Annotated in this window: 27 protein-coding genes, 1 riboswitch and 1 other annotated feature; of the genes, 5 read left to right on the top strand and 22 right to left on the bottom strand. The window is 42.4% G+C overall.

What is annotated here, in order from left to right:
* Nucleotides 1-109: 109 nt before the first annotated feature.
* On the top strand, nucleotides 110-580 hold the full coding sequence (locus NST15_RS06380) for a nucleoside deaminase (RefSeq protein WP_008346184.1): 471 nt from the start codon (nucleotides 110-112) through the stop codon (nucleotides 578-580).
* Between the two features lie 73 nt (nucleotides 581-653).
* Here NST15_RS06380 and NST15_RS06375 read toward each other — a convergent pair whose 3' ends face one another.
* On the bottom strand, nucleotides 654-1073 hold the full coding sequence (locus NST15_RS06375) for an organic hydroperoxide resistance protein (RefSeq protein WP_008346186.1): 420 nt from the start codon (nucleotides 1071-1073) through the stop codon (nucleotides 654-656).
* Nucleotides 1074-1234: 161 nt separating this feature from the next.
* On the opposite strand from NST15_RS06375, the gene NST15_RS06370 reads away from it, so the two are divergent.
* A complete protein-coding gene (locus NST15_RS06370; protein ID WP_008346188.1) occupies nucleotides 1235-1681 on the top strand; it encodes a MarR family transcriptional regulator in 447 nt (148 codons plus the stop codon).
* 33 nt (nucleotides 1682-1714) lie between these two features.
* On the opposite strand, the gene NST15_RS06365 is transcribed toward NST15_RS06370, so the two are convergent.
* From NST15_RS06365 to purU, 6 genes are all read right to left on the bottom strand, one after another.
* A complete protein-coding gene (locus NST15_RS06365; RefSeq protein WP_017367099.1) occupies nucleotides 1715-2143 on the bottom strand; it encodes an organic hydroperoxide resistance protein in 429 nt (142 codons plus the stop codon).
* A gap of 176 nt (nucleotides 2144-2319) precedes the next feature.
* Nucleotides 2320-2454, bottom strand: coding sequence for a hypothetical protein (locus NST15_RS06360; protein WP_008346190.1), 135 nt, complete (start codon nucleotides 2452-2454; stop codon nucleotides 2320-2322).
* Entirely contained in the window at nucleotides 2444-3580 is a 1137-nt protein-coding gene (locus NST15_RS06355; protein ID WP_008346192.1) for a tetratricopeptide repeat protein, read from the bottom strand. The genes NST15_RS06360 and NST15_RS06355 overlap by 11 nt, the downstream gene beginning before the upstream one ends.
* A 125-nt stretch (nucleotides 3581-3705) precedes the next feature.
* On the bottom strand, nucleotides 3706-4953 hold the full coding sequence (locus tag NST15_RS06350) for a glutamate-5-semialdehyde dehydrogenase (protein ID WP_206114302.1): 1248 nt from the start codon (nucleotides 4951-4953) through the stop codon (nucleotides 3706-3708).
* A 12-nt stretch (nucleotides 4954-4965) separates the two neighbouring features.
* Entirely contained in the window at nucleotides 4966-6063 is a 1098-nt protein-coding gene (gene proB, locus NST15_RS06345; RefSeq protein ID WP_048002076.1) for a glutamate 5-kinase, read from the bottom strand.
* 56 nt (nucleotides 6064-6119) lie between these two features.
* Nucleotides 6120-6338 (bottom strand) — a binding site (T-box leader).
* A gap of 43 nt (nucleotides 6339-6381) precedes the next feature.
* A complete protein-coding gene (purU, locus tag NST15_RS06340; RefSeq protein ID WP_007498809.1) occupies nucleotides 6382-7284 on the bottom strand; it encodes a formyltetrahydrofolate deformylase in 903 nt (300 codons plus the stop codon).
* Between the two features lie 163 nt (nucleotides 7285-7447).
* On the opposite strand from purU, the gene NST15_RS06335 reads away from it, so the two are divergent.
* Nucleotides 7448-7633, top strand: coding sequence for a hypothetical protein (locus NST15_RS06335; RefSeq protein ID WP_024719622.1), 186 nt, complete (start codon nucleotides 7448-7450; stop codon nucleotides 7631-7633).
* Nucleotides 7634-7666: 33 nt separating this feature from the next.
* Here the strand turns inward: NST15_RS06335 and NST15_RS06330 are convergent, their stop codons facing one another.
* A complete protein-coding gene (locus NST15_RS06330) occupies nucleotides 7667-7981 on the bottom strand; it encodes a multidrug efflux SMR transporter (RefSeq protein WP_035700485.1) in 315 nt (104 codons plus the stop codon).
* Nucleotides 7978-8307, bottom strand: a complete 330-nt coding sequence (locus NST15_RS06325) for a multidrug efflux SMR transporter (protein ID WP_024719620.1) — start codon at nucleotides 8305-8307, stop codon at nucleotides 7978-7980. Before NST15_RS06325 ends, NST15_RS06330 begins: the two co-directional genes overlap by 4 nt.
* 66 nt (nucleotides 8308-8373) lie before the next feature.
* A riboswitch (guanidine-I (ykkC/yxkD leader) is annotated at nucleotides 8374-8483 on the bottom strand.
* A gap of 199 nt (nucleotides 8484-8682) precedes the next feature.
* On the opposite strand from NST15_RS06325, the gene NST15_RS06320 reads away from it, so the two are divergent.
* Complete coding sequence (locus NST15_RS06320) at nucleotides 8683-9726, top strand: trifunctional transcriptional activator/DNA repair protein Ada/methylated-DNA--[protein]-cysteine S-methyltransferase (protein ID WP_342498949.1); 1044 nt, start codon at nucleotides 8683-8685, stop codon at nucleotides 9724-9726.
* 18 nt (nucleotides 9727-9744) lie between these two features.
* Here NST15_RS06320 and NST15_RS06315 read toward each other — a convergent pair whose 3' ends face one another.
* The 5 genes from NST15_RS06315 to NST15_RS06295 form a co-directional block, all read right to left on the bottom strand.
* Nucleotides 9745-10290: a GNAT family N-acetyltransferase gene (locus NST15_RS06315; RefSeq protein WP_342498948.1), complete on the bottom strand. Its 546-nt coding sequence runs from the start codon at nucleotides 10288-10290 to the stop codon at nucleotides 9745-9747.
* Nucleotides 10291-10311: 21 nt separating this feature from the next.
* Nucleotides 10312-10800 (bottom strand): small multi-drug export protein, encoded by a 489-nt coding sequence (locus NST15_RS06310; protein WP_007498817.1) that lies wholly within the window; start codon nucleotides 10798-10800, stop codon nucleotides 10312-10314.
* Nucleotides 10801-11110: 310 nt separating this feature from the next.
* The gene (locus NST15_RS06305) at nucleotides 11111-11863 is read right to left on the bottom strand and encodes a hypothetical protein (protein WP_342498947.1); all 753 of its coding nucleotides are present in this window, start codon (nucleotides 11861-11863) and stop codon (nucleotides 11111-11113) included.
* 4 nt (nucleotides 11864-11867) lie between these two features.
* Nucleotides 11868-12194 carry a PadR family transcriptional regulator gene (locus NST15_RS06300; protein WP_019743451.1) on the bottom strand — a complete coding sequence of 109 codons (327 nt, stop codon included), beginning with the start codon at nucleotides 12192-12194 and terminating at the stop codon, nucleotides 11868-11870.
* Between the two features lie 114 nt (nucleotides 12195-12308).
* Nucleotides 12309-12830 carry an acyl-CoA thioesterase gene (locus NST15_RS06295; protein WP_008346212.1) on the bottom strand — a complete coding sequence of 174 codons (522 nt, stop codon included), beginning with the start codon at nucleotides 12828-12830 and terminating at the stop codon, nucleotides 12309-12311.
* Between the two features lie 179 nt (nucleotides 12831-13009).
* On the opposite strand from NST15_RS06295, the gene NST15_RS06290 reads away from it, so the two are divergent.
* A complete protein-coding gene (locus NST15_RS06290) occupies nucleotides 13010-13870 on the top strand; it encodes a dimethylarginine dimethylaminohydrolase family protein (RefSeq protein ID WP_342498946.1) in 861 nt (286 codons plus the stop codon).
* 61 nt (nucleotides 13871-13931) lie between these two features.
* Here the strand turns inward: NST15_RS06290 and NST15_RS06285 are convergent, their stop codons facing one another.
* From NST15_RS06285 to NST15_RS06250, 8 genes are all read right to left on the bottom strand, one after another.
* Entirely contained in the window at nucleotides 13932-14900 is a 969-nt protein-coding gene (locus tag NST15_RS06285; protein WP_008346217.1) for an oligopeptide/dipeptide ABC transporter ATP-binding protein, read from the bottom strand.
* Nucleotides 14890-15807, bottom strand: coding sequence for an NlpC/P60 family protein (locus tag NST15_RS06280; RefSeq protein WP_065460232.1), 918 nt, complete (start codon nucleotides 15805-15807; stop codon nucleotides 14890-14892). The genes NST15_RS06285 and NST15_RS06280 overlap by 11 nt, the downstream gene beginning before the upstream one ends.
* Nucleotides 15807-16886: a dipeptide epimerase gene (locus NST15_RS06275; protein ID WP_342498945.1), complete on the bottom strand. Its 1080-nt coding sequence runs from the start codon at nucleotides 16884-16886 to the stop codon at nucleotides 15807-15809. The genes NST15_RS06280 and NST15_RS06275 overlap by 1 nt, the downstream gene beginning before the upstream one ends.
* Nucleotides 16883-17824: an LD-carboxypeptidase gene (locus tag NST15_RS06270; RefSeq protein WP_342498944.1), complete on the bottom strand. Its 942-nt coding sequence runs from the start codon at nucleotides 17822-17824 to the stop codon at nucleotides 16883-16885. The genes NST15_RS06275 and NST15_RS06270 overlap by 4 nt, the downstream gene beginning before the upstream one ends.
* 313 nt (nucleotides 17825-18137) lie before the next feature.
* The gene (locus NST15_RS06265; RefSeq protein WP_035700454.1) at nucleotides 18138-19757 is read right to left on the bottom strand and encodes a peptide ABC transporter substrate-binding protein; all 1620 of its coding nucleotides are present in this window, start codon (nucleotides 19755-19757) and stop codon (nucleotides 18138-18140) included.
* Nucleotides 19754-20767, bottom strand: coding sequence for an ABC transporter ATP-binding protein (locus NST15_RS06260; RefSeq protein ID WP_007498841.1), 1014 nt, complete (start codon nucleotides 20765-20767; stop codon nucleotides 19754-19756). Before NST15_RS06260 ends, NST15_RS06265 begins: the two co-directional genes overlap by 4 nt.
* Before the next feature lie 7 nt (nucleotides 20768-20774).
* Entirely contained in the window at nucleotides 20775-21737 is a 963-nt protein-coding gene (locus NST15_RS06255) for an ABC transporter permease (RefSeq protein WP_017359137.1), read from the bottom strand.
* Complete coding sequence (locus NST15_RS06250) at nucleotides 21734-22669, bottom strand: ABC transporter permease (protein ID WP_008346233.1); 936 nt, start codon at nucleotides 22667-22669, stop codon at nucleotides 21734-21736. The genes NST15_RS06255 and NST15_RS06250 overlap by 4 nt, the downstream gene beginning before the upstream one ends.
* Nucleotides 22670-22680: the final 11 nt, after the last annotated feature.

Genomic DNA, 22680 nt, shown 5'->3' with positions numbered 1-22680 from the left:
GGGGTTTTTTATCCGTAAATTGTCCTGTTCGATCTCCTCCTACAATGATTCCTTTTCTATCATGATTCGTTTATACTAGAGAAGTCAGTCGAACAAAGGGAGGAAGACAATGAATCACGAAGCTTTTTTACAACGCGCAATTGATCTTGCAGTAGAAGGAGTAAATAGTGGCACAGGCGGCCCTTTTGGAGCGGTCATTGTCAAAGACGGTCAGATTATTGCAGAGGGAAGCAACAATGTCACAACGAGTAATGATCCAACCGCACATGCAGAAGTTACAGCCATTCGAAAGGCGTGCCAAACACTACATACATACCAATTAGAAGACTGTATTTTGTATACAAGCTGTGAGCCTTGTCCAATGTGTCTTGGTGCTATCTATTGGGCTAGACCAAAGGCCGTATATTTTGCCGCTGGGCACAAGGATGCAGCGACTTCTGGTTTTGATGACTCCTTTATTTATGAAGAAATCAACAAAGAATACGAATCAAGAAACATTCCATTTTACCAGCTGACCCTTCAAAAAACCCTTGCTCCATTTGAAGCATGGGACACATACGACAAAAAGAAAGAATATTAAAAAAAGACACCTGCTCCACAGCAGGTGTCAGTAGATTGTTGAGAAAGGGCTAAATTTTAGCCCTTTTTTCTTTTCATGATTCCGCCACTTCAAGCTCTACTTCGATATTTCCTCTTGTTGCTTTTGAATATGGACAGAATTCATGTGCAGCCTCAACAAGCTCTTTCGCTTTGTCATGGTCAAGCCCTTTAGCGGAAACAATCAGCTTCACGCCAAGTTTAAAACCGCCATCACTTTCATCTTTTAATAGACTGACATGTCCTTCTACTTCTGATTCAATTTCGACACCTTGCTTCTTGGCGACTTGTTCAAGCGCCCCTCCGAAGCAGGCCGCATAACCCGCTGCAAATAATTGCTCAGGATTCGTACCAGTTTCTCCATCTTTCTTTGCGTTTGGCATCACAATGTTGTGGTCAAGCACACCATCATCCGAACGAACATGTCCTGCTCTTCCGTGCTGTGCTTTTACTTTTGCAGTAAATAATGGTTTCATCTTGATCTCCTCCTTCTTCTACTTATACCTTTCACGTTCTATTCGTTGCTCAAACATTTATGGCACATTGAAGAATTTTTCATTTTTAGTCTGTATTTATTTTAAAAAGGAAGAAAATCTTATACAATGATAAGTATGACAAAAAATAGTTGGTGACAGATATGACAAATGAATTTGAACATATGAAGCTGGAAAATCAGCTTTGTTTCTTGTTATATGCAAGTTCAAGAGAAATGACGAAGCAGTATAAACCATTATTAGAAGAGTTAAATATCACATACCCGCAATATTTGGCACTGCTTTTGTTATGGGAGCATGGGACATTAAATGTGAAAACAATGGGAGAGCTTTTATATTTAGACTCCGGTACACTCACACCTATGCTAAAACGAATGGAACAAAATGGACTCATCATCCGCGAACGTTCGAAAGAGGATGAGCGTTCGGTCCAAATTCGTTTAACAGAATACGGAGAAGCTTTACAAGAGAAGGCCACTTCGATTCCATTTCAAATGCTGTCTGGAACAGGCAGATCAGAAGAAGAGCTGAAAACACTTCGCGCTTCTTTACATGAGCTTTTGCAAAAATTAACACAATCAAAAGGCTGAGGGAATATTCCCTCAGCCTTTTTTTGATGTCTATTATTGAGCGACAGCTACTAATTCTACTTCAATGTTTCCTTGCGTTGCTTTTGAGTATGGGCAAACGCCGTGTGCTTTATGAACAAGTTCATCAAGTGCAGATTGCTCAATTCCAGTTCCTTTTACTTCTAATTTGACACCTAGTTTGAAACCGCCGTCTGAACTGTCTTTGACTAAGCTTACATGTGCCGTTACTTCACTTTCAAAACGGATACGCTCTTGTCTTGCGACCATTTGAAGGGCTGAATCAAAACATGCAGAATAGCCCGCTGCGAATAATTGCTCTGGATTCGTTGCTTTCTCAAGCTTTTTCGCTCTTGGCGTTCCTGGCATTGCTACATCATGCTCTAGTACACCATCTGTTGACACAACCTTACCTTCTCTTCCTCCTACAGCTGATACCGTTGCAGTAAATAAAACTTCTGACATGAATATAACCCTCTTTCGCTCTAATAATATTTTCTACAATTGAATTGTACACAATCTAAATTCAAGAGTCAATGAAAAACACTCACTTTCATCTTTCCTCCATTTTTTATTTTTATGAATGTGCAACCTCCGATGATTGAAGCGGTCAATAAAAAAAGCCCTTTAAAAAGGGCTTTTTAGATCGTGATATGCTGCGGATTCGGTTTTTCTAGCGTATGGTTTCTGTTATCGGGGTCGGCATTAGGTGATGTGATCCATAATGCCAAGATTGTGATGCTTGTACAGACGACTGCCCATTTTTTAAAATTCATATAAACAATCCCCTCTCTGAATATAGATACGAGCATGTTCCGCTTCCCCATAGAACATGGAAGATTTTTCATAATCCTCCATTTCATTATAATACTTTGCGGTGTCTAAAGCCAGCTCTTCTATATCTGGATATGCATAGGAAGATTCTAAAAAATGGAAAATTCGTTTAATATGCTCTGCATCTTGTCGTAAGTACAATGCTTCTAAAAAAATGGTCTTCTGAATATGAATGTCATCCTGCAGAGCTTCTGCTCGTTTCATACATTCTTCTCTGTAATATAATGCTTCATTGTTTTTACCTTGTTTGTATAAGATCTGAGCGGCTGTATAAAGAGGGTCTATCGATCGACGAAGATGATCAGATTGATTTTGATCAAATAATGAGATGGATTCTTTCATTAAGTCGAGTGCGCGGTTCAAGTCTCCCATTCTGTAATAGCTGTTGCCCATATTAAACAAAGAAGAAGCAATAAAACGCACATTCTGAAAGTCTCTTGACCTTGCAAGTGCTCTTTCGAGATGTGGCAATGCCTTTTCATGCCTTCTCATATCATCATAATTACCGGCTACAATAAATTCACACTGAATGGTACGAAGCGCATATAGTTCGTGCTGAATATAGACATCCAGCGCTAGTTTGGCATGGTGCATCGAAATGTGTGTTTGTTTCATGTGATAATATATTTCTGACATTTTAAAATGAAATTCTGCACGTTCAATATCGTCGGATACAAAAGAAAGCTTGTGCTCTGCCTTTTGATAGGACGATATGGCAGCAATGTACTCTCTCCGGCCGAACTCATACATGCCTCTGAAGAAATGATAGTAATATTCAAGCATGCCTGTGACATGCGTTTGATGCTCATCTATTTCTTTCGAAAGCTCGGAAAAGTTGGCGCGAAGCTTTCCTTCCTTTAATGGCTTTAAATAATCGAGCATGACCTCATGCCTGAATTCCATTAAAGAAAAATAGAGAAGCAAATTCTGATCTTCTTCCATTGAATCAAGAGAGGTGCGAATTTCCTGCTTTAACTGTTCTGCTTGTTCTGAATCAAATCTGCGGATTAATTCATACCACTTGTTGATTTTCACTCCAATATCCGAAGAGGGAATGATTTTCGCCATACGTTGCCTTCTCCAATCTTCTCAAAATATAAAACATTACCATATTTTATCATACTTGACCGGAGAAATACAAAAATGAAAGGAAAAAGAGAGCCTTGTGCGATAAGACTCTCTTTTTGGGTTGGTTATTCTCTTATTTGTCCTTGACCACGAATCACAAATTTTTCAGAGGTTAAGGCTGGCAGACCCATTGGTCCTCTAGCATGCAATTTTTGTGTGCTAATGCCGATTTCCGCTCCGTAGCCAAATTCAAAGCCATCTGTAAACCGGGTGGATGCATTATGATACACAGCGGCTGCGTCAACGGCTGTTAAGAAAAGTGCCGCATGCTGCTCGTTTTCCGTAATGATCGCTTCAGAATGCTTAGAGCTATATTTTTGAATATGCTGTATCGCCTCTTCCATGGTCTTGACGGTTTTAATACTGACAATCGGCGCTAAAAATTCCGTTTCAAAATCAGTGGCCTTAGCTAATGTGGCACTCGGTGCAAGTGCACATACTGCTTCATCGCCCCGTATCTCTACACCATGTGTCTGAAGTGCTTCAAAGAGCGAAGCGCCATGTTCTTTTGCCCATGTTTCATGAATGACAATGCTCTCAATGGCATTACAAACAGATGGTCTTTGTGTTTTCGCATTCAGAACAATTTGTTCAGCCATTTCTTTTTGGGCTGTTTCATCAATGTAAATATGACAATTCCCTGCACCCGTCTCAAGTACTGGAACAGTAGACTCTCTCACAACAAGATCAATTAAATGTTTCCCGCCGCGTGGAATCAGGACATCTAGATAGTCATTTAAAGTGAACAGGGTTTTAGCTGTCTCACGGCCTGTATCTTCAATCAATTGTACACTGTCTACTGGAATATCCGTTGGTTGCAACGCTTCATGAATGACTTTCACAATCGCTTTATTACTATGAATGGCCGATGAACTTCCTCGAAGAATCACAGCATTTCCAGTTTTCAAGCAAAGAGTGGCCGCATCGACTGTCACGTTTGGTCTTGCTTCGTAAATCATCCCAACCGTTCCAAGAGGCACACGTACTTTTTCAATGAAAAGCCCGTTTTCTTTTTGAATGGTCTCTAATGTTTCACCAATTGGGTCTTTGAGCTGAATGAGTTGATGCGTAGCGTCTGCAATCGCTTCAATTCTCTCTTCTGTTAATGTAATTCTGTCGATCACAGATGGCGTGAACTCTTTGTCTATAGCCGCCTGAACATCTTTTTGGTTCTCGGCAATTAAATACGCTGAAGATGCTTTTAATGCTTTTGCAATAGCGTCTAATGCAGCATTCTTTTGTTCAGTTGTTTTTAATAGCAGCTGATCTTTGGCTGCGCTTGCCTTTTTTGCTTTTTCTAGAACTTCATTCATCGTTTTCCCTCCTCAGTTTTGTACGTGCTGAACCCAGTGATCTCGGTGAATGACTTCAGGTTTTTCATGAGAAAGCTCATGACTTCGCATCCCTTTAATGCCAAGAAGCTCATCTGAATCATACAATGTTTGTCCTTTACCGACTAACCCGTTTGGACCAACAACTTCGACGACCTCTCCTTTAGAAAATTCACCAGCCACATCAATGACACCAGCTGGAAGAAGACTTCTTCCATTATGCAAAATCGCCGCCTCTGCCCCCGCATCAATCATGATCTTTCCAGAGACTGGTGAGTGGAATTGAATCCATTGGCGACGGTTATTGACTGATGATAAGTCTTGTTCACCAATATATGTGCCGTCCCCTTGACCAGCGAGAATGTGAAGAAGCTTGTCTTCCCCTGCACCTGTACCAATGAAGACTTTAACGCCAAGGGAGAGAGCTGTTTGTGCAGCTGAAAGCTTAGATTTCATCCCGCCTGTTCCAACCTTTGAACCCGTACTCTTCGCATATGAGAACAATTCATCTGAAATGTGAGTCAGCACATCAAACCGCTTCGCATCAGGATTCTCACTTGGATTGGCATCATAAATTCCGTTGATATCTGTTAAAATGATCAATTGGTCTGCATGAATTAAGCCACTCACCAGTGCTGATAACATGTCATTATCACCAAAGGTAAGCTCCTCGATGGACACAGAATCATTTTCATTAATGATCGGTAAAATTTTTCTTTCGAGCAGCTCCATCATCGTTGCGTAAGCATTTCGATATCTTGTACGATCTGAAAAGTCATTACGTGTTAAAAGCATTTGTGCAGGCGTCATCTGAAACTGTGAAAATAGTTCTGTATATTTCTGCATTAACAAGCCTTGACCAACAGCAGCAGCAGCCTGCTTCCCTTTTAAGGTCACAGGTCTTGACGGATATCCTAAACTGCCAAATCCCGCCGCAACGGCACCTGACGAAATGAGAATGATTTCATGCCCTGCCTCTTTTAGTTTTGCGATGGCTTTGACATGATCCTGCATTTTTTGTTCATCAATGGCTCCCTTTTGCTCTGTTAATGAACTGCTACCAATTTTTATGACGATCCTTTGCTTTTTCATCATTGATTCCCTCCGCTATACCTTTCACCACATAAAAAATCCCTTTTTCTCCTTATGTAAAGGACGAAAAAGGGATTTTCCGTGGTACCACCTTCATTGAATAAGCATACGTCTGCTTATTCCACTCAACTCCTGTAACGCCAGGCATGCGCTTAGATTTTTCCTCTAAGGCTCAAAGGGTAGGTTCAGCAGCTGTCTGCGGCAAATGTTTCAGCGTGTCATTTGCTCTCTTTACACAGCAGGTCCTGCTTACTATTCCTTCTCAACGCTCGTTAATTTTTTTATATTATCACCAATTGCTTCAGAAAAGTCAAGCGGTCAATTAAACACAATCGTTTTATTCTCATGGACAATGATTCGATCTTCTAGATGCCATTTGACAGCACGGGCAAGCACACTGCGCTCAATCGTGCGGCCAATATTTTTTAATGCCTCTGCATCATCTCTATGATCTACCCGCTCAATATCCTGTTCAATGATTGGCCCTTCGTCTAAATCATTGGTGACATAATGGGAAGTCGCGCCAATCAGTTTAACCCCTCGCTCATATGCACGCTTGTAAGGGTTAGCCCCTATAAAAGCCGGCAGGAAGGAATGATGAATATTAATGATTTTGTTCGGGTGCTGTTCGATAAAGGCTGGCGTCAAAATTTGCATGTATCTAGCAAGCACAACCGCATCAATATCATATTCTTCTAATAATGCAAGCTGTTGTTTTTCTGCATCTTGGCGGATGTCTTTATTTGCTTTCACGAAGTGGAATGGAATGCCGAGTGCTTCGACTGTATCTTTTGCCGTTTCATGATTGCTGATGACAACCGCTATTTCAGCCATTAAATTACCGCTTTGCCATTCCCATAAAAGTTCATGTAAACAATGAAGCTCTTTGGACACAAAGATCGCCAGCTTTTTCAGATCACTTGCACGCGACATGCTCCATGTCATGTGAAATGATTGCGCAATTGGCTCAAAACTGCTTTTCAATTGATCTAAGTTGGCAGAAATGTCTTTCCAATCAAATTCAATTCTTAAAAAGAACCGGCCGCTCTCATGATCTGTTGTGTATTGACTAGATTCAATGATGTTTGCTCCATGTTCAAATAAAAAAGTAGAAACAGCTGACACAATACCAGGCTGATCCGGGCAGCTGACTAAAAGCCTTCCTTTTTGCTCATGCTTTTGTCTGTGTAATTCAAGTTTCTCTGTAATCAATGTTCTCATGTCTTATGACCTCATTTACATTTTTCATTCTAATGAAATATTATACTGGACTGGAAAGAGAAAAAGCAATTAAGCGTCGTATTTTTTATTGAATATTCATTCAATTCTGCACCTAGCGTGATATAATATGAATAGACCTTTTATCACAAAAGGAGTGATGGAGATGAAAAGCATGACTTTGTTTGGTAAAGTGAGCTTTTGGCTCGGCATCGTATGTCTAATCACGGGCATTTATCTATTTATGACCGGAGAAAGACTCATTCCTTTACTTACATTTGGTGTATGTTTTCTGCTTGTGAGTCAGCTTTACCGCAAAAATGAAAACGATTCCAATCATCATTCGATGTAGCAAAAAGGCTGGCTCATGTTTGCCAGCCTTTTCTTATTCAATGATTTTCAACCCGACCGCTGCTGATAAAATGAGTGCGATAAAGAAAATACGTTTTGCGTCTTTCGACTCTCCATAAAACAGCATCCCAACAATCGCTCCTCCAGCTGCTCCGATTCCTGTCCAAATCGCATACGCCGTTCCCATCGGAATTGTATTCATCGCAAGAGACAGCATCAGAAAGGAAAGCGAAAAGCCAGCTGCTATGAAGACGATCCATTTTATATGGCGATCTTTCTGAAATTGATTCATCATGGTGACACAAAGCATTTCTAAGATGCCTGCCCCAATGAGTAAAAGCCAGCTCACGATTCAGCCTCCCCTTTCTTTTCACCTGTGGTCAATTTGAGTCCTAATACACCGCTTAAAAGCACCATGATCAAAAGTAATTTTACTAGCTGTACTGGCTCACCCATGACCATCCCTACTATGACCGTACCGGCTGTTCCAAGTCCGGTGAAAACGGCGTAAAGTGTGCCAACTGGAAGTACAGTCGTGGCTTTCAGGAGTAAATAAAAGCTGACAACAATACAAACGATGGTGGCGCTCCATTCCAATATAGAGCCAGCATATTTCAACCCCATCACCCAGCCGACTTCAAATACGGCTGCAATCAAAACATTTCCCCATTTCATTCGATCTCTTCCTTTCTTACCGATTCCAAGCAATAAAAAAAGCCCGGAAATCGATCGTTTGATCAAATCTCCCGGGCTTTTATCCCTCCGTGTCCATACGGTCTATTGTCTAGACCCTATGTGTTTTCTCTCGGTCCAGACTGCGCTGCCCGCACGGAACCCTAGAAAACCAATTCATGATAATCAGATCTAGCGTAGAGCCGATTCTGTATGAAAAAGTGTATCACACCCTGATATGCCGGTCTACCACTTTGCTTTTTCCCTTCAAATATACTTGTTCATTTTTCGAAAGAAAGTGGATGAAAGCGAAGTATACTAAATGTTAGAAAGAGGAACGACCACATCACTGATATAATAAAACAAGAGGTGGATCAAATGATGATGACCGACCAACAAAAACACGAATTTTATCAAGCACTTGTTGATAAGAATCCGCAATATGACGGCACGTTCTTTGCAGGTATTAAAACAACCGGCATCTTCTGTCATGCCACATGTACTGCTAGAAAACCAAAATATGAAAACTGTGAGTTTTTCTTTACAGCAGAGGAGGCGCTGCTTGCAGGGTATCGGCCGTGTAAGCGATGCACGCCTTTAACATATCCTAACAGCATTCCAGAAGAAGTCAAAACACTTGTATCAGCAGTTGAAGAGAGTCCTGAGAAACGGTGGAAAGAAGAAGATTTTCGCCAATTAGGGATTCACTCTGCAACAGCTCGGAGAAAATTCAAAGAAATCTATGGAATGACCTTTGTTCAATATGCTAGATCACGCCGAATGGGGCTAGCGTTTAAAGAGATTCTGAACGGAAAAAAAGTCATTGATCAGCAAGTCACCTTCGGTTACGAGTCTTCCAGTGCCTTCAATGATGCCTTTACGAAAATCATGGGGAATCCACCCAAAAAGGCGCAAGTCAATATTTTGCATGCGAATTTTATTTCTACTCCGATTGGGCGGATGATGAGCATTTCAGATGCAACACATGTGTATTTGCTTGAATTTATGGACAGGCGAGGATTAGAAAGAGAAATTGAGAACATCAGAAAAAAACATCATGCCCGTATTTTAGTTGGAGAAACAAACGTCCATCAGCAATTAGCAAAGGAATTGGCCTTATATTTTGAAAAGAAACTCACGCAGTTTACTGTGCCACTTGCTATACATGGCACCCCTTTTCAGAAAAGGGTATGGGATCTTCTATTACAGATTCCGCCAGGCGAAACGAGATCGTATCGAGATTTTGCCATCATGCTTGGCGATCCCCATTTGGTTCGGGCGGTTGGAAATGCAAATGGTGCCAATCAGTTGGCCATCATCATTCCTTGTCACCGAGTCATTCAAACAAGCGGTGAACTTGGCGGATATGGCGGGGGAATCGAACGAAAGAAATATTTACTTCAGTTAGAACAGCGTCTATAAAAGAAAAAGCGGCTCTCTTTATTGTTCAAGTGAGCCGTTTTTTCCATCATGAGTAATAGTGTAAACATCAATCATTTGATCCCATTTTGAAATGGTTTTTTCTTTTTTCATCCCCATTTTCATTGCGACCTTGACTGACGCTTCATTGTCAGGGCGAATTAAGCTGACCATTCGCCTCACCTTCATTTCGTCAAACCCATACGCAAGACAGCCTTTTGCAGCCTCAACAGCATATCCTTTTCCCCATGCCGATCTCTTTAGCATATAGCCAATTTCAAGCTCTGTTTGTCCTTCGACGTTTTGGAGAACAATTCCGCTTTGACCAAGTGGTTCCTTCGTTTCTTTTTCTTCAATGATCCACAGGGATGTATGAAATGTGCGGTCATTCTTTTGATTCCAAGCAATCCACTCTTTTGTTTGCTTTTCATCCTTTAGTGAAGGATAATACTTCATGACCTCTTCATCTTGGAACAGCTTTTCATATAAAAAAGGCGCATCGTCTTCATCCATTGTTCTCAGTCTGAGGCGCTCTGTTTCAAGCACGATCCGTGTTTGATGTGTCATTTGTTATCCTCTCTCCCCTGCTTACTTGCTAAAAATATCTCCGAACAACCCATTTGAATCTGGGGCAAAGTAATGGAACCCCGCACCCGTTAAACTAGCAGCTAATGCGGTCCACATGATTAAACTGACCGTCATCCACACAGTGACTTGTTTTCTTTTCGTCCCGAAGCTCATACACATAAAAGCCGCTAAATGACTGCCAATAATAAAAGGACCGATAAGTGCCAGACCAGGGAGACCGTACCGTTCCCAAACCTTTCTGGCTTTCAGCTGTTTTTTCTCTCCTTTTTCATCATGTTTCTCCTCTTTCCTCTTCAGCCACCACGCTTTAAATCGGTCCACGAAGACGATGAGTAGCAAGACGGTAAGAAAGTTGCCGACGAATCCAATAACTGCCGTTGTCACAGGATGCAGACCACTTAAAATCCCTAGCGGAACGACACCAACCACTTCAAAGAAAGGTAAAGCAGCCAATATAAAAACGAGTACATACCCCCATACAATATCCAATCACAGAACCCCTTTTCATTTTTGTCCTCTTCTCATTGTAAAGAAAAATGTGATCCCATATCTACATTTTTTTAGAAAAAGAAAAGCACATCGCAAGAGATGTGCTCCAGATTGTTGACAAAGGGCTAAAATGAACTTGATTTTAGCCCTTTGTCTTCTTTTCAGCTTGATAGAAAACCTTTGCAGCCCTAGGAAGGACGAGTACTGGCGCGGAGCGAATTTGACATTCGTGAGCACCAGCACGCAGGACTGACAAAGAATGCGAGGGTTTGTCTACACGCTGAAGCACATCGCAAGTGATGTGCTCTATTTACATTAAATGTTCATTTTTCTTGTTTGTTTTCCGTAAAAAAGCGATTGTGAGCAAGACTAAAATCACAATGGATACCAGACTTGTGAAAAGAAGCATGAGAGGTGATGTCCATCCAAGCCATTCGAATAGGAGCTGCGGTCCGAAGAAGATCAGCGGAATGAGCGACACCATATTGGCTTTTAAAATGGCATTCAATAAGATAATACACAGCAGTAACAGAAGAATGACGCCCCATCTTTGGCTCGAGGTCAGCACAAGTAAAGGAGTACCAAGTTTTTGGTCCAATAATTTCACTGTGATCAAGGCTGTCATCTGAAAAACACCTAATATCCAAAAGTAAAAGAATGCCCTCCTGCTTGTTTGAAAGGCAGAAGCCCTAAACATCACAATGGTCATGATCACATTGGCCACTATGATGAGCGGATAACCAATGAGTGCATACCAAGAATACGATAAACTTTGACTGATGGCATCTGCTAACATCATGTAAAAAAGAGATCCAATTAAAAAAGCACTGACAAACGGAACCCAGTCTTTATGATTTCTAGAAAGCTCTTTCGCCAGCTCATCAGCAAAGCCCCGTGGATCTCCTCCAAATACATCTTCCCCTGTTTTCCCCTCTTTCTCAGCTTCGACAGCGTGTGTCGTTAATTCATCCATCACTTCGTCGATCTCGTCCTGATTTTTCCCTTTTGATATGAGATAGAGTTGCAGCTCTAATAAGATGTGTCTCGTTTCTTTTGTTACCATCTTCTCACTTCCCTTTATGTAATAATCGCTCTACATTCCCTGACAGCTCATTCCATCGCATGGTAAAATCCGTCAGCGCTTCTTCGCCTCTTTGTGTGAGCGTATAGTATTTCCTTTTCGGCCCGCTCGCCGATGCTTTTGTGGACGTACTGACCAGCTGTTCTTTTTGCATGCGCAGCAAGATCGGATAAATACTGCCTTCACTAATTTGATCAAACCCATAGTGCGCAAGCTTCTTTGTCATTTCATAGCCATAAATTTCACCTTCAGAAATAATCGACAGTAGGCATCCCTCTAGAATTCCTTTTAGCATTTGTGTTGATTGTGTCATCATCGATCCTCCACTTTCAGTACCTTGCATGACAAGATAGTTTGATCTTACCACACACTATCTTGCCATGCAAGATACCGACTCAGAAAAAAATCACCGCTTAAAGGGTGATTTTTACGCCCAAGGCTTATCCGTCCCAAGTGCGTCAGCCAAAGCTTTACTATGCTTTCGGCGGCTTTTTCTTTCCTCTGCCCGCTGCTTCGCTGTTTGATGAAGCATGATTTCTTCCTCTGTTTCCGGCATGACTTGTGGAACTCGTTTTGGCTTCCCGTTTTCATCAAGCGAGACAAAGGTAAGAAATGAAGTTGCTGCGAGTCTGCGCTCTCCAGACATCAAGTTTTCCTTAATGACTTTGACGAATACTTCCATAGAAGATGTGCCGACCCATGTCACATAAGATTCTAAGCAGACGGACTCTTTCTGTCCAATCGGCTCTAAAAAATCAACTGAATCCATTGATGCGGTGACTGTTTCACTACGGCTGTGTCTTGCTGCCGAGATGGAAGCAATGTCATCTATATAACTCATTAATTTCCCGCCAAATAACGTTTGGTGGTTATTCGTATCGAGGGGGAATACCCTGCTGGTTTTCACAACTTTTGATTCCTTGCAGTATTTGAAATTTTCTTCACTCATCGTCATAGCTCCTTCTTGCTGTTTTCGTTGATGCGGAACGACTTTTATTAAACACTATTCTATTAGGTTTGTCTAAACTTTTTGCTTTAGTCTCTCATGAGAGATTTTCTTTCGGAAATGTTTCAACATTTACTAGAAGGAGGAATAATATAACTATCGATAAACAAGGAGGCCCTTTGATGGATTCTATGAAATCAGAGAAAGTGTACAAAACGCCGCAATGTATGAGTGAATACGATGATTTACAAGAAGTCCTCTTATGCAGTCCAATTTATATGGAAATTAAACAGATCATCAATGAAACCCAAAAGTATTTTGCAAGAGAAAATATTTCTCAAATCAAAGCCCTCACGCAGCATAAGCAATTCATCCAAACGCTGAAAAACCATCATGTCCGGCCTGTCCTTCTTCCTGCAAATGAACGTTTCCCTGAACAAGTCTTCACTCGGGATATTGGATTTACAATTGGACAGACTTTATTTGTTTCAAACATGGCAGCCCCTGTCAGACAAGGAGAAGAACATTCCTTAAAAGAATGGGCACAGACAAAAGGATGGACAACCATCACGCTGGATGATGGAACGATTGAAGGCGGCGATGTGCTTATAGACCAAACCCGTGTATTTGTGGGGATCAGTAAAAGAACAAATCTAGCCGCCATCCAGCAGCTCAAAAAAGAACTGCCGAATTACGACATCATTCCTATTCATCTTCCTTCTCACATTTTGCATCTTGATTGTGTGATGAATATTCTTTCTTCTCATGAGATATTGATTTACCCTGAAGCTTTTACGGAAAAGGATCTTCATATGCTCAAAAAGCATTATGATCTCATTGAAATAAGTGAGCAAGAGCAGTTCACACTTGGACCAAATGTTTTGTCCATTGGTCAGAAAAAAGTCATCAGCTTACCAATCAACCAGGAAACAAATGCTGCATTAACAGCACGCGGCTACACCGTCATTGAAGTGGATTTTTCAGAAATCATTAAATCCGGCGGCTCTTTTAGATGCTGTACATTACCTATTAGGCGTTCATAAAAGCCAAAAAGCCAGCTTGTTTACTCGCTGGCTTTTTAAACGCTTGTCTTCTTCCCTCTATCTATTTCCTATCATATAAATGACAGGCCACTTCATGTCCTTCTTCGACTGCTTGTAATACTGGCTTTTTGTCCGCACATACATCCATTGCAGCAGGACATCTTGTCCGAAATACGCAGCCGCTTGGCGGATTCACTGGACTTGGAATTTCTCCCTTTAAAATAAAGCGCTTGCGTTTATCTTCCACATCAGGATCTGGAATCGGGATAGCAGACAGCAATGCTTGTGTATATGGATGAAGCGGTGTTTTATATAAAGCATCACTGCTAGTCATTTCCACGAGATGTCCTAAGTACATGACACCGATTCGATCGCTAATATATTTGACCATCGATAAATCATGGGCAATAAATAAAAACGTCAATCCTTCTTCCTTTTGCAGTTTTTTCAGCAAATTCACGACCTGAGCTTGAACGGATACATCTAGTGCAGAAATCGGCTCATCTGCCACAATAAACTTTGGCGATAAGGCGAGTGCTCTAGCAATCCCTATTCTTTGCCTCTGTCCTCCGCTGAATTCGTGAGGATAGCGTGTAGCAAAATCATGACTTAGCCCCACCGCTTCAAGCAGTTCCTTCACACGCTCGAGTCTTTTCTTTTGACTGCCATACAATTGGTGGATCTCCATCGGTTCTAGCATAATATCTTTTACAGAGAGCCTAGGATTTAAAGAAGAATACGGATCTTGAAACACCATTTGAATTTGTCTATTGAAATCAAATGATTCTCGGTTCGATAAGTGATGGAGACTTTTCCCTTCATACAAAGCTTCACCTTCTGTCGGGTCATAAAGCCGCATGAGCACTTTTCCAAGTGTAGATTTACCACAGCCTGACTCACCAACAAGACCAAAGGTTTCGCCTTGTTTTAGCTGAAAGGTGACACCATCTAATGCTTTTAACGTTCTTCCTTTCGATAGATGAAAATGCTTTTTTAAGTTGTTGACTTGCAGAAGTGGTTCACTTCCCATCACATCTCCCCCTCTCAGCTTTCAAATACCGCCTTGTTCCTGCCCATTCCTGTTCATATGACGTACCAGAAAGAGAAAGGAGTTCAATCTGTCTGCCCGTTTTTGGCGAGTGAAGCATCATGCCATCTCCAGCATACATCCCTACATGGCGAACTGCTCCCTTCCCATTGTCATTGGCAAAAAACATGAGATCACCTGGCGCCAAATGGTTTGATGCGACTGGAGTTCCTTGAACTGCTTGGTCACTTGCGTCTCTCGGTAATAAACATCCACACGCTTTGTACATGCTGTAAACAAAACCCGAACAGTCGTAGCCATAGCTGCTCATGCCGCCCCACAAATATGACAGTCCAATAAATTGTTTTCCTATGGCTAAGGCATCCTTACCGCTCATAGAAGAAGGGGATGAAGCATGGCGCACATCTTCTTTTTTGATTTCTCTTCTTCCTACTGGAGTTAGAACATCAAAGGAATCGCTCATTTCTTCAACAGGTGCTAGTTCTGTTAAAAAACTAACCTCCATATCCGGTGTTCCGTTTTGATATAAAACCGCTTTTTTCTGACAAACAATCAAGGGACTAGCAGGTGGTTCACTCTCTGATACTTCATTTAATTGCTCTACAGGGATATAACCTGGGTAGCCTTGCGGGTGTTTCCGGCTCGCCTGCTGAGGGATGACAACTTTCATCCAGCCATTTGTCTCCTCCAGCCCAATGACTCGTTCGCCGAGCAGTACTTGGGTTTGAATAAGGTTTTCTTCACATAAGGCCAATTTCTGTTCATATGTTTGCTCATCAATCCATTCTTTGATCTGGACGGAGCTTTGAAGAACGTGTCGATCCATTTCTCTCGGCGACTGCGGTGCTGTCCATATATTTGCGACTGGAACCTTTGATTCATATAACATCATAAGACCCCTTTCACTCTTTGAATGCCTAACCCATGATGCAGCGGAAAGAGAATATCTTTTCCTTGATAGACAATTCCTCCGTCTATTAAGTCCTCTTTGAGCATAAGCGGCGCATCAAAATCGTAACGGGTAATATTCGGTTGGCTTGCAGCAAGATGAGCGGCTGCGGTAATCCCTAGTTTTGATTCAATCATACTGCCAACCATGCACTTGACGCCGTATGCTTCTGCTAAACTATTGATTTTCAGCGCTTTTTTGATACCGCCTGTTTTCATTAATTTTAAGTTGATGAGATCACAGCTTCTCGTTTCTAACACCTTGATGGCATCATGGAGGCTAAAAATACTTTCATCTGCCATAATCAATGTGTCTGTTGCTTCCGTCACCCGGCGCAGACCCTCGATGTCTTCTTTAGGCACTGGCTGCTCGACTAGTTCAATATCGAGTGCCTCCATTTTTCGAATGGCGACAATCGCTTCCTTCCATGTCCAGCCTTGGTTGGCGTCAAGCCTGATTTGAATATCCGGCCCGACTTTTTCTCGAATCCGTTTGATCCGCTGAATATCCGTATCTATATCATCTTTTCCCACTTTGATCTTTAAGGTACGAAAGCCTTCAGCTGCATATTGCTTCGCATCCTCTGCCATTTCTAGCGGACGGTTGACACTAACCGTGTAATCCGTTTCCAGCTGATCACGATAACCACCAAGATATTGATAAAGCGGCAGGCCAGCCTGCTTCGCTAAACCATCGTAAATCGCCATATCTATTGCAGCCTTTGCACTCGTGTTTCCTACAAGTACACGGTCGATCGCTGAAAAGATTTGTTCATATTGTGACAATGAGGCCCCAATCAAGATCGGCCTCATCACAGCGCAAATAGCATAGTCGATGCTTTCCAGTGTTTCACCTGTAATGACCGATGTCGGCACTGCCTCTCCATAGCTGACATCGCCTTGATCATAGGTGATGATCACAATAAGAGATGCGGCGTCACACACCGTTCTTAATGCTGTTTTGAAAGGCTTCTTTAGCGGTACACTCGTTCTGCATGTGCGAACATCTACGATTTTCATTTGATCGCCTCTTTCGCTGCAACACCTGGGGAAATATGCAGTTTTTTCCCTGTAGCATCTAATGTTGCGTGCACGCCGATTGGAATGGCGAAGTTTGGAGATGAATGACCGATCCGAAAGCCGCCAAGTGCAGGTTTCTGTTGCGGGACAATATACTTCTCCCATAACTGATCGAGCGTTAAGGACTGCTCTTTCTTTTTCGGCTCACATTGATGAAAATCACCAATGATAAATCCCGCCGCATCATGTAATTTTCCTGCAGATGCTAAGTGCTGCATCATTCGATCGATTTTATATGGTTCTTCGTCAATATCTTCTATCAATAAAAGCTTCCCCTTTGTATCAATTTCAAAAGGTGTACCAAGTGTCGTGACGATAAGGGCAAGATTTCCCCCGGTGATTTCGCCTGAAGCCGTGCCATGATAAAAAGTGTGAAGAGGTGACAGGTGGTTCGTATACGAAAAGGCTTTCGGAGTGAATAGCTGTAAAAAGGTATCTTTTGTATACGGATGAACCTCCTCAAGTCCCACATCAGAGGAGAGCATTGGACCATGAAAGGTCACAAGACCCGTCTGCTGCTGAATCGCTGTATGTAAAAACGTAATATCACTGTATCCCCAAAAGATTTTTGGGTTCCGGCGAATGAGATCATAATCAATGGCTTCTGCAATTCTTCCTGTTCCGTATCCTCCGCAAGCACAAATCACTGCCTTCACGTCTGGATCTTGAAACATGTGATGAATATCTTCCACTCGTTCATGATCATGAGCTGCTAAATAACCATACCGGGAGTTGATATACTTCCCCTTTTTCACCTTTAGCCCTAAGCTTTCTAAAAAAGAAATACCTCTTGCTAATTTCAGCTCATCAGGCGGGCTTGCTGGTGCAATGATTCCCACTGTATCTCCTGTTTGAAGTGCCACTGGCAGATGGTTCATGCCAATCCCCTCTTTCTCTTCGTTTCTTTCAATCTATGGGCATCTTCTTCATAACATGAACGAATAAAGGAACAGACGCTTTTTTCAAAGCGTCCCAGATTGTTGACAAAGGGTTAAAATGAACTTTATTTTAACCCTTTGTCTTCTTTTCAGCGTGATAGAAAACCTTTGCAGCCCTAGAAAGGACGAGCATCGGCGCGGAGCGAATTTGACATTCGTGAGCACCGAAGCGCAGGACTGACACCGAATGCGAGGGTTTGTCTACACGCTGAGACGCTTTTTTCAAAGCGTCCCGTTCTCTCATTCTTTTCATTTACTCTCCATCTACCTGTGCCCATTTCAAATCAATGTAACCAACAGGATGACGGACAATGCCCTTTACGCCTTCTTTTTGTAAATAGACTTGGTTATAAAAATGAATGGGAATGATCGGTGCTTCTTCCATGAGAAGTGCCTCGGCATCATGCAGCATACGATTTCTCTTTTGTTCATCTGCTTCTTGACTCGCCTTTTTGATCAGCTGGTCATACGTATCATTTGACCAACCTGTCCGGTTCATCGCATTTCCTGTTTGGAAGCTCTCTAAGAAATTGATTGGGTCTGCATAGTCAGCTAGAAATGAACTTTGCGAGAATTGGAATTTGAGTGCCTTTTGATCTTCTGCAAACACATTTGCTTCCATGTTGGCAAGCTTCACATCTACCCCTAGCGCTTCTTTTAATTGCTGCTGAATGGCTTCTGCTTTTTTCTTATTTTCAGGCTTTGTACTATATGTTAATGTGACGGGCGGCAGCTTTGAATAGTTCTCTTCTTTCAACCCTTTTTCTAATAGTTTTACGGCTTCACTCGTATCATGTTTGACAAGGTCGCCGCCAGCTTCTCTGAAATCTTCACCCTTTGAATCTAAAATTCCTGGTGAAACGAAGGCACGTGCTGGCTTCTCTTCATTTTTCGTTACATACTCTACAATATCCTGAGGATTGATCGCCATTTGAAAGGCTTTGCGAATGTTCTTATTTTGAAAAGGCTCCATGTTGACATTTAGACGATAAAAAAACAGCCCTGCTTGATCTTCAATTTGCACATCTTTGCTTTTTAACAGGTCTTCACTTTGTTCTGCCGGAACGAAGGCCGTATCTAAATCTCCTGATTGATACATTTGGTAATCTGTGTTTCGATCACTGATCATGAGCCATTTCACTTGATCTAGCTTGACCGTTTGTTTGTCCCAATACGTGTCACTTTTTTCCATTGTAAAGCTTTCATCATGCTTCCACTCTGTCAGCTTAAACGGTCCATTACCGACAAAGGTTTTCGCATCCTTGGCCCAGTTCGGGTCCTTCTCCGCTACCTTCTCATTCACCGGGAAAAAGGCAGGGTTTGCGGTCATATTTAAGAAAGATTTCTGCGGGTATGCTAGCTTGACCTCTAGCGTTTGATCATTAACAGCCTTGACTTTTACATCTTCTTTCTTCCCTTTTCCGCTGTTAAACGCTTCGCCCCCTTCAATCATATAAGCTAAGAATGCCGCAGAAGAGCCCGTCTTTGGATCTAGCAGCCGCTTCCACGCATATTCAAAGTCACTTGCTTTGACTGGGTCACCATTTGACCACTTAATCCCATCCCTTAAATGGAACGTGTACGTTTTTCCGTCCTTTGAAATGTCCCATTTTTCCGCCATGGCAGCAGATGGTTCGTGCTTTTCATTCAGTCTCGTTAATCCTTCCATTAAGTTATTGAGCCCTTGCCAGGACACATTATTAAAACCAATGGGCGGATCAAATGATGTCGGTTCGTTTTCATTATTTAATGTTAAAACTTTCTCTTCGCCCTTGCTTGAAGATCCTTTGCCTGCTTGCTCATTGGCTGTACATCCTGCAAGCAGCATCACTGCGATAAAGCACATACTGAGAATCCAACCTGTTTTTCTCATGAAAAACTCCCCCTTTGTGTTGAAGATAAAACCGTTTGCTTCGCTCGTTCATCTTGAAGCCAGCAATGTACTGCATGTGTAGGTGAACGCTGCGTTTCATGCGGCATGATATGATCACACACTTTCATCGCAGACGGGCATCGATCGGTATATGGACATCCTTTTGGCGGGGCAAATAAATCAGGCGGGCTTCCTTCAATAGGAATGAGTTCATCTTTCATATCCAGCCTTGGAACGGATTGCAGTAGCCCTTTTGTATAGGGATGCTGCGGACTGTAAAAGATATCTCGCCTTGTCCCAACTTCAACGATTTTCCCCCCGTACATGACGGCCACTCGATCAGCGACTTGTGCTACGACCCCTAGGTCATGTGTGATTAAAATAATCGTCACGCCTGTTTTTTTCTGAATCTCCTTAAATAGTTCTAAAATCTGCGCCTGTATGGTGACATCTAGTGCAGTTGTCGGTTCATCTGCAATCAGCACCTTCGGCTCACAAATAAGAGCCATTGCAATCATGAGCCGCTGCCTCATGCCACCGCTGAATTGATGCGGATATTGCTTCAGTCTCTCTTTCGGCTGCGGTATCCCCACCAAGTCAAGCATACGAAGCGCCTCTTCTTTCACTTCTTTTTTTGTCAGCTTCTGATGCACTTTTGCAGCTTCCATCAGCTGATCCCCAATTGTTAGCGTCGGGTTGAGTGCCGTCATAGGATCTTGAAAAATCATGGAGATATCGACACCACGGATGCTGCGCATGTCTTTTTCAGATAATGACAGCAAGTTGCGATCACGAAACCAAATTTCCCCTTGATCGACTTGTGCGCTGTATGCAGGGAGAAGCCGCATGATACTTTGAGACGTCACACTTTTTCCGCAGCCTGATTCTCCTACAATGGCGAGGGTTTCTTTTTCATACACATCCACATTCACCCCGCGTACCGCTTGAACAGAACCGCCATATGTCCGAAAGCTAACATGCAGATCGATAATCCGAAGCATTTTTTTCATCACGCCATCACCTCTTCATCTTCGGATCAAGCGCATCTTGCAAGCCATCACCTAAATTATTAAAGCAAAACATCGTCAGCGAAATAAAAAATGCCGGAAAGAATAAACGCCACCAGTGGCCATTATCTGACAGCACTGTCGGCAAGGCGTCATTGGCCATCACACCCCAGCTTGCAAACGGGGCTTGAATCCCTAAACCGAGAAAACTTAAGAATGCTTCAGCAAAAATCGCTGTCGGTACAGTTAGCGTCATCTGGACAATAATCGGTCCCATCGTATTCGGCAGTAAATTTCTGCGGATGATGCGCAAGCTTTTTGCGCCAAAGGTTTTCGAGGCAAGGACATATTCTTGGCTTTTCAGCTGAAGGACTTGACCTCTCACGATTCTTGCCATCCCGATCCAGCCTGTGACAGTGAGCGCCACAATAATAGTGACAAGCCCAGGCCCCATCAGGACCATCAATAAAATGACGACGAGTAAATACGGCAGACCGTAAAGCACCTCGACGATCCGCATCATGACATGGTCATACTTCCCGCCTTTATAGCCTGCAATACCGCCATAGATGACACCGATTGCAAAATCAATGAGAGCGGCCATCACGCCCACAAATAATGAAATGCGTGCGCCGTACCAAGTACGTGTAAACACATCACGTCCAAGCTCATCTGTTCCAAACCAGTGAGCAGCTGACGGTGGCAAGTTTTGCATAGAAAGCCGCTGTTCTGTCACACTATTCGGCGCAAGAAGTGGACCTAATACAGCCATGAGGAAAAGAAAAATCAGCACCGATAAACTAAACATAGCGAGTTTATTTTGTTTTAACCGTCGCCAAGTATCTGCCCAATACGAAAGTGAGGGTCTTTTAATGGCATGGACTTCAGATGTCTTTTGTTCTTTAGGAGCAAACCATTCATCTGGCACTTCATGCGCTTGATTCGTTTGATCATGCTGAAGGTGTATACTCATGCCTTTCCTCCTTTCTGATGCAACTGGATCCTTGGATCAAGCAGACGATATGTCACATCTACAATGAAAAGAAGGGTAATTAAGATGATGCTGTAAAAAACAGTGGTTCCCATGATGACAGGATAGTCACGGTTGTTAATACTCTCGACAAAATATTTTCCCATTCCTGGGATCGCAAATATTTTTTCAATCACAAAACTGCCTGTTAAAATACTTGCGACAAGTGTGCCAAGGATCGTGACAACAGGTAAAAGTGCATTCCGCAGGGCATGTTTAAACACAATTTTATAAGGGGAAAGTCCTTTCGCTTTTGCAGTTCGAATATAGTCCTGCGACAGCACTTCAATCATGCTCGATCTCGTTAACCGGGCAATGATCGCCATTGGACCTACCGCCAGTGCAATGGTAGGAAGCACCATATGCATTGGACTTGTCCACATCGCTGTAGGAAAGAGCTTTACGTTCACAGCAAGCTGCTGAATTAATAAGGTAGCAAAGATAAAGTTTGGTATGGATATACCGAAAACAGCAATCGTCATGGCGATATAATCAATCAAACCATTATGCCGGAGGGCAGCCATGATTCCGAGCAAGATGCCGGAGATGACAGCAATCAAAATAGAGATAAGACCAAGTTCTAATGAGACTGGAAAACCTCTCGCCAATAAATCATTGACACTTTCAGAAGGCTTTTTAATGGAAGGACCAAAATCAAAAGTAACGATGGATTTTAAATAGATCATGTATTGAACATAGAGTGGTTCGTCTAAGTGATAGTAGCTTTCGAGGTTTCGCTGGACAGTTTCGTTTGTATTTCGTTCTTCATTGAAGGGCGATCCTGGGATGACCTTCATTAAAATAAACGTTAACGTCGTAATCGTTAAAATCGTGGCAATCATCGCAATCAAACGCTTGAGCAAAAAGCTGGCCATCTGCTGTCTCC

The sequence above is a fragment of the Bacillus sp. FSL R5-0820 genome, from assembly GCF_038593385.1.
GTDB classification, from domain to species: Bacteria; Bacillota; Bacilli; order Bacillales; family Bacillaceae; genus Bacillus; species Bacillus altitudinis.
The sequence above is the reverse complement of the archived record's forward strand: the minus strand, read 5'-3'. Positions and strand labels throughout refer to the sequence as shown.

Coding starts and splice junctions, on each gene's coding strand:
- NST15_RS06380 (WP_008346184.1), top strand. CDS start 110: ATGAATCACGAAGCTTTTTTACAACGCGCAATTGATCTTGCAGTAGAA.
- NST15_RS06375 (WP_008346186.1), bottom strand. CDS start 1,073: ATGAAACCATTATTTACTGCAAAAGTAAAAGCACAGCACGGAAGAGCA.
- NST15_RS06370 (WP_008346188.1), top strand. CDS start 1,235: ATGACAAATGAATTTGAACATATGAAGCTGGAAAATCAGCTTTGTTTC.
- NST15_RS06365 (WP_017367099.1), bottom strand. CDS start 2,143: ATGTCAGAAGTTTTATTTACTGCAACGGTATCAGCTGTAGGAGGAAGA.
- NST15_RS06360 (WP_008346190.1), bottom strand. CDS start 2,454: ATGAATTTTAAAAAATGGGCAGTCGTCTGTACAAGCATCACAATCTTG.
- NST15_RS06355 (WP_008346192.1), bottom strand. CDS start 3,580: ATGGCGAAAATCATTCCCTCTTCGGATATTGGAGTGAAAATCAACAAG.
- NST15_RS06350 (WP_206114302.1), bottom strand. CDS start 4,953: ATGAATGAAGTTCTAGAAAAAGCAAAAAAGGCAAGCGCAGCCAAAGAT.
- proB (WP_048002076.1), bottom strand. CDS start 6,063: ATGAAAAAGCAAAGGATCGTCATAAAAATTGGTAGCAGTTCATTAACA.
- purU (WP_007498809.1), bottom strand. CDS start 7,284: ATGAGAACATTGATTACAGAGAAACTTGAATTACACAGACAAAAGCAT.
- NST15_RS06335 (WP_024719622.1), top strand. CDS start 7,448: ATGAAAAGCATGACTTTGTTTGGTAAAGTGAGCTTTTGGCTCGGCATC.
- NST15_RS06325 (WP_024719620.1), bottom strand. CDS start 8,307: ATGAAATGGGGAAATGTTTTGATTGCAGCCGTATTTGAAGTCGGCTGG.
- NST15_RS06320 (WP_342498949.1), top strand. CDS start 8,683: ATGATGATGACCGACCAACAAAAACACGAATTTTATCAAGCACTTGTT.
- NST15_RS06315 (WP_342498948.1), bottom strand. CDS start 10,290: ATGACACATCAAACACGGATCGTGCTTGAAACAGAGCGCCTCAGACTG.
- NST15_RS06305 (WP_342498947.1), bottom strand. CDS start 11,863: ATGGTAACAAAAGAAACGAGACACATCTTATTAGAGCTGCAACTCTAT.
- NST15_RS06300 (WP_019743451.1), bottom strand. CDS start 12,194: ATGACACAATCAACACAAATGCTAAAAGGAATTCTAGAGGGATGCCTA.
- NST15_RS06295 (WP_008346212.1), bottom strand. CDS start 12,830: ATGAGTGAAGAAAATTTCAAATACTGCAAGGAATCAAAAGTTGTGAAA.
- NST15_RS06290 (WP_342498946.1), top strand. CDS start 13,010: ATGGATTCTATGAAATCAGAGAAAGTGTACAAAACGCCGCAATGTATG.
- NST15_RS06285 (WP_008346217.1), bottom strand. CDS start 14,900: ATGGGAAGTGAACCACTTCTGCAAGTCAACAACTTAAAAAAGCATTTT.
- NST15_RS06280 (WP_065460232.1), bottom strand. CDS start 15,807: ATGTTATATGAATCAAAGGTTCCAGTCGCAAATATATGGACAGCACCG.
- NST15_RS06275 (WP_342498945.1), bottom strand. CDS start 16,886: ATGAAAATCGTAGATGTTCGCACATGCAGAACGAGTGTACCGCTAAAG.
- NST15_RS06270 (WP_342498944.1), bottom strand. CDS start 17,824: ATGAACCATCTGCCAGTGGCACTTCAAACAGGAGATACAGTGGGAATC.
- NST15_RS06265 (WP_035700454.1), bottom strand. CDS start 19,757: ATGAGAAAAACAGGTTGGATTCTCAGTATGTGCTTTATCGCAGTGATG.
- NST15_RS06260 (WP_007498841.1), bottom strand. CDS start 20,767: ATGAAAAAAATGCTTCGGATTATCGATCTGCATGTTAGCTTTCGGACA.
- NST15_RS06255 (WP_017359137.1), bottom strand. CDS start 21,737: ATGAGTATACACCTTCAGCATGATCAAACGAATCAAGCGCATGAAGTG.
- NST15_RS06250 (WP_008346233.1), bottom strand. CDS start 22,669: ATGGCCAGCTTTTTGCTCAAGCGTTTGATTGCGATGATTGCCACGATT.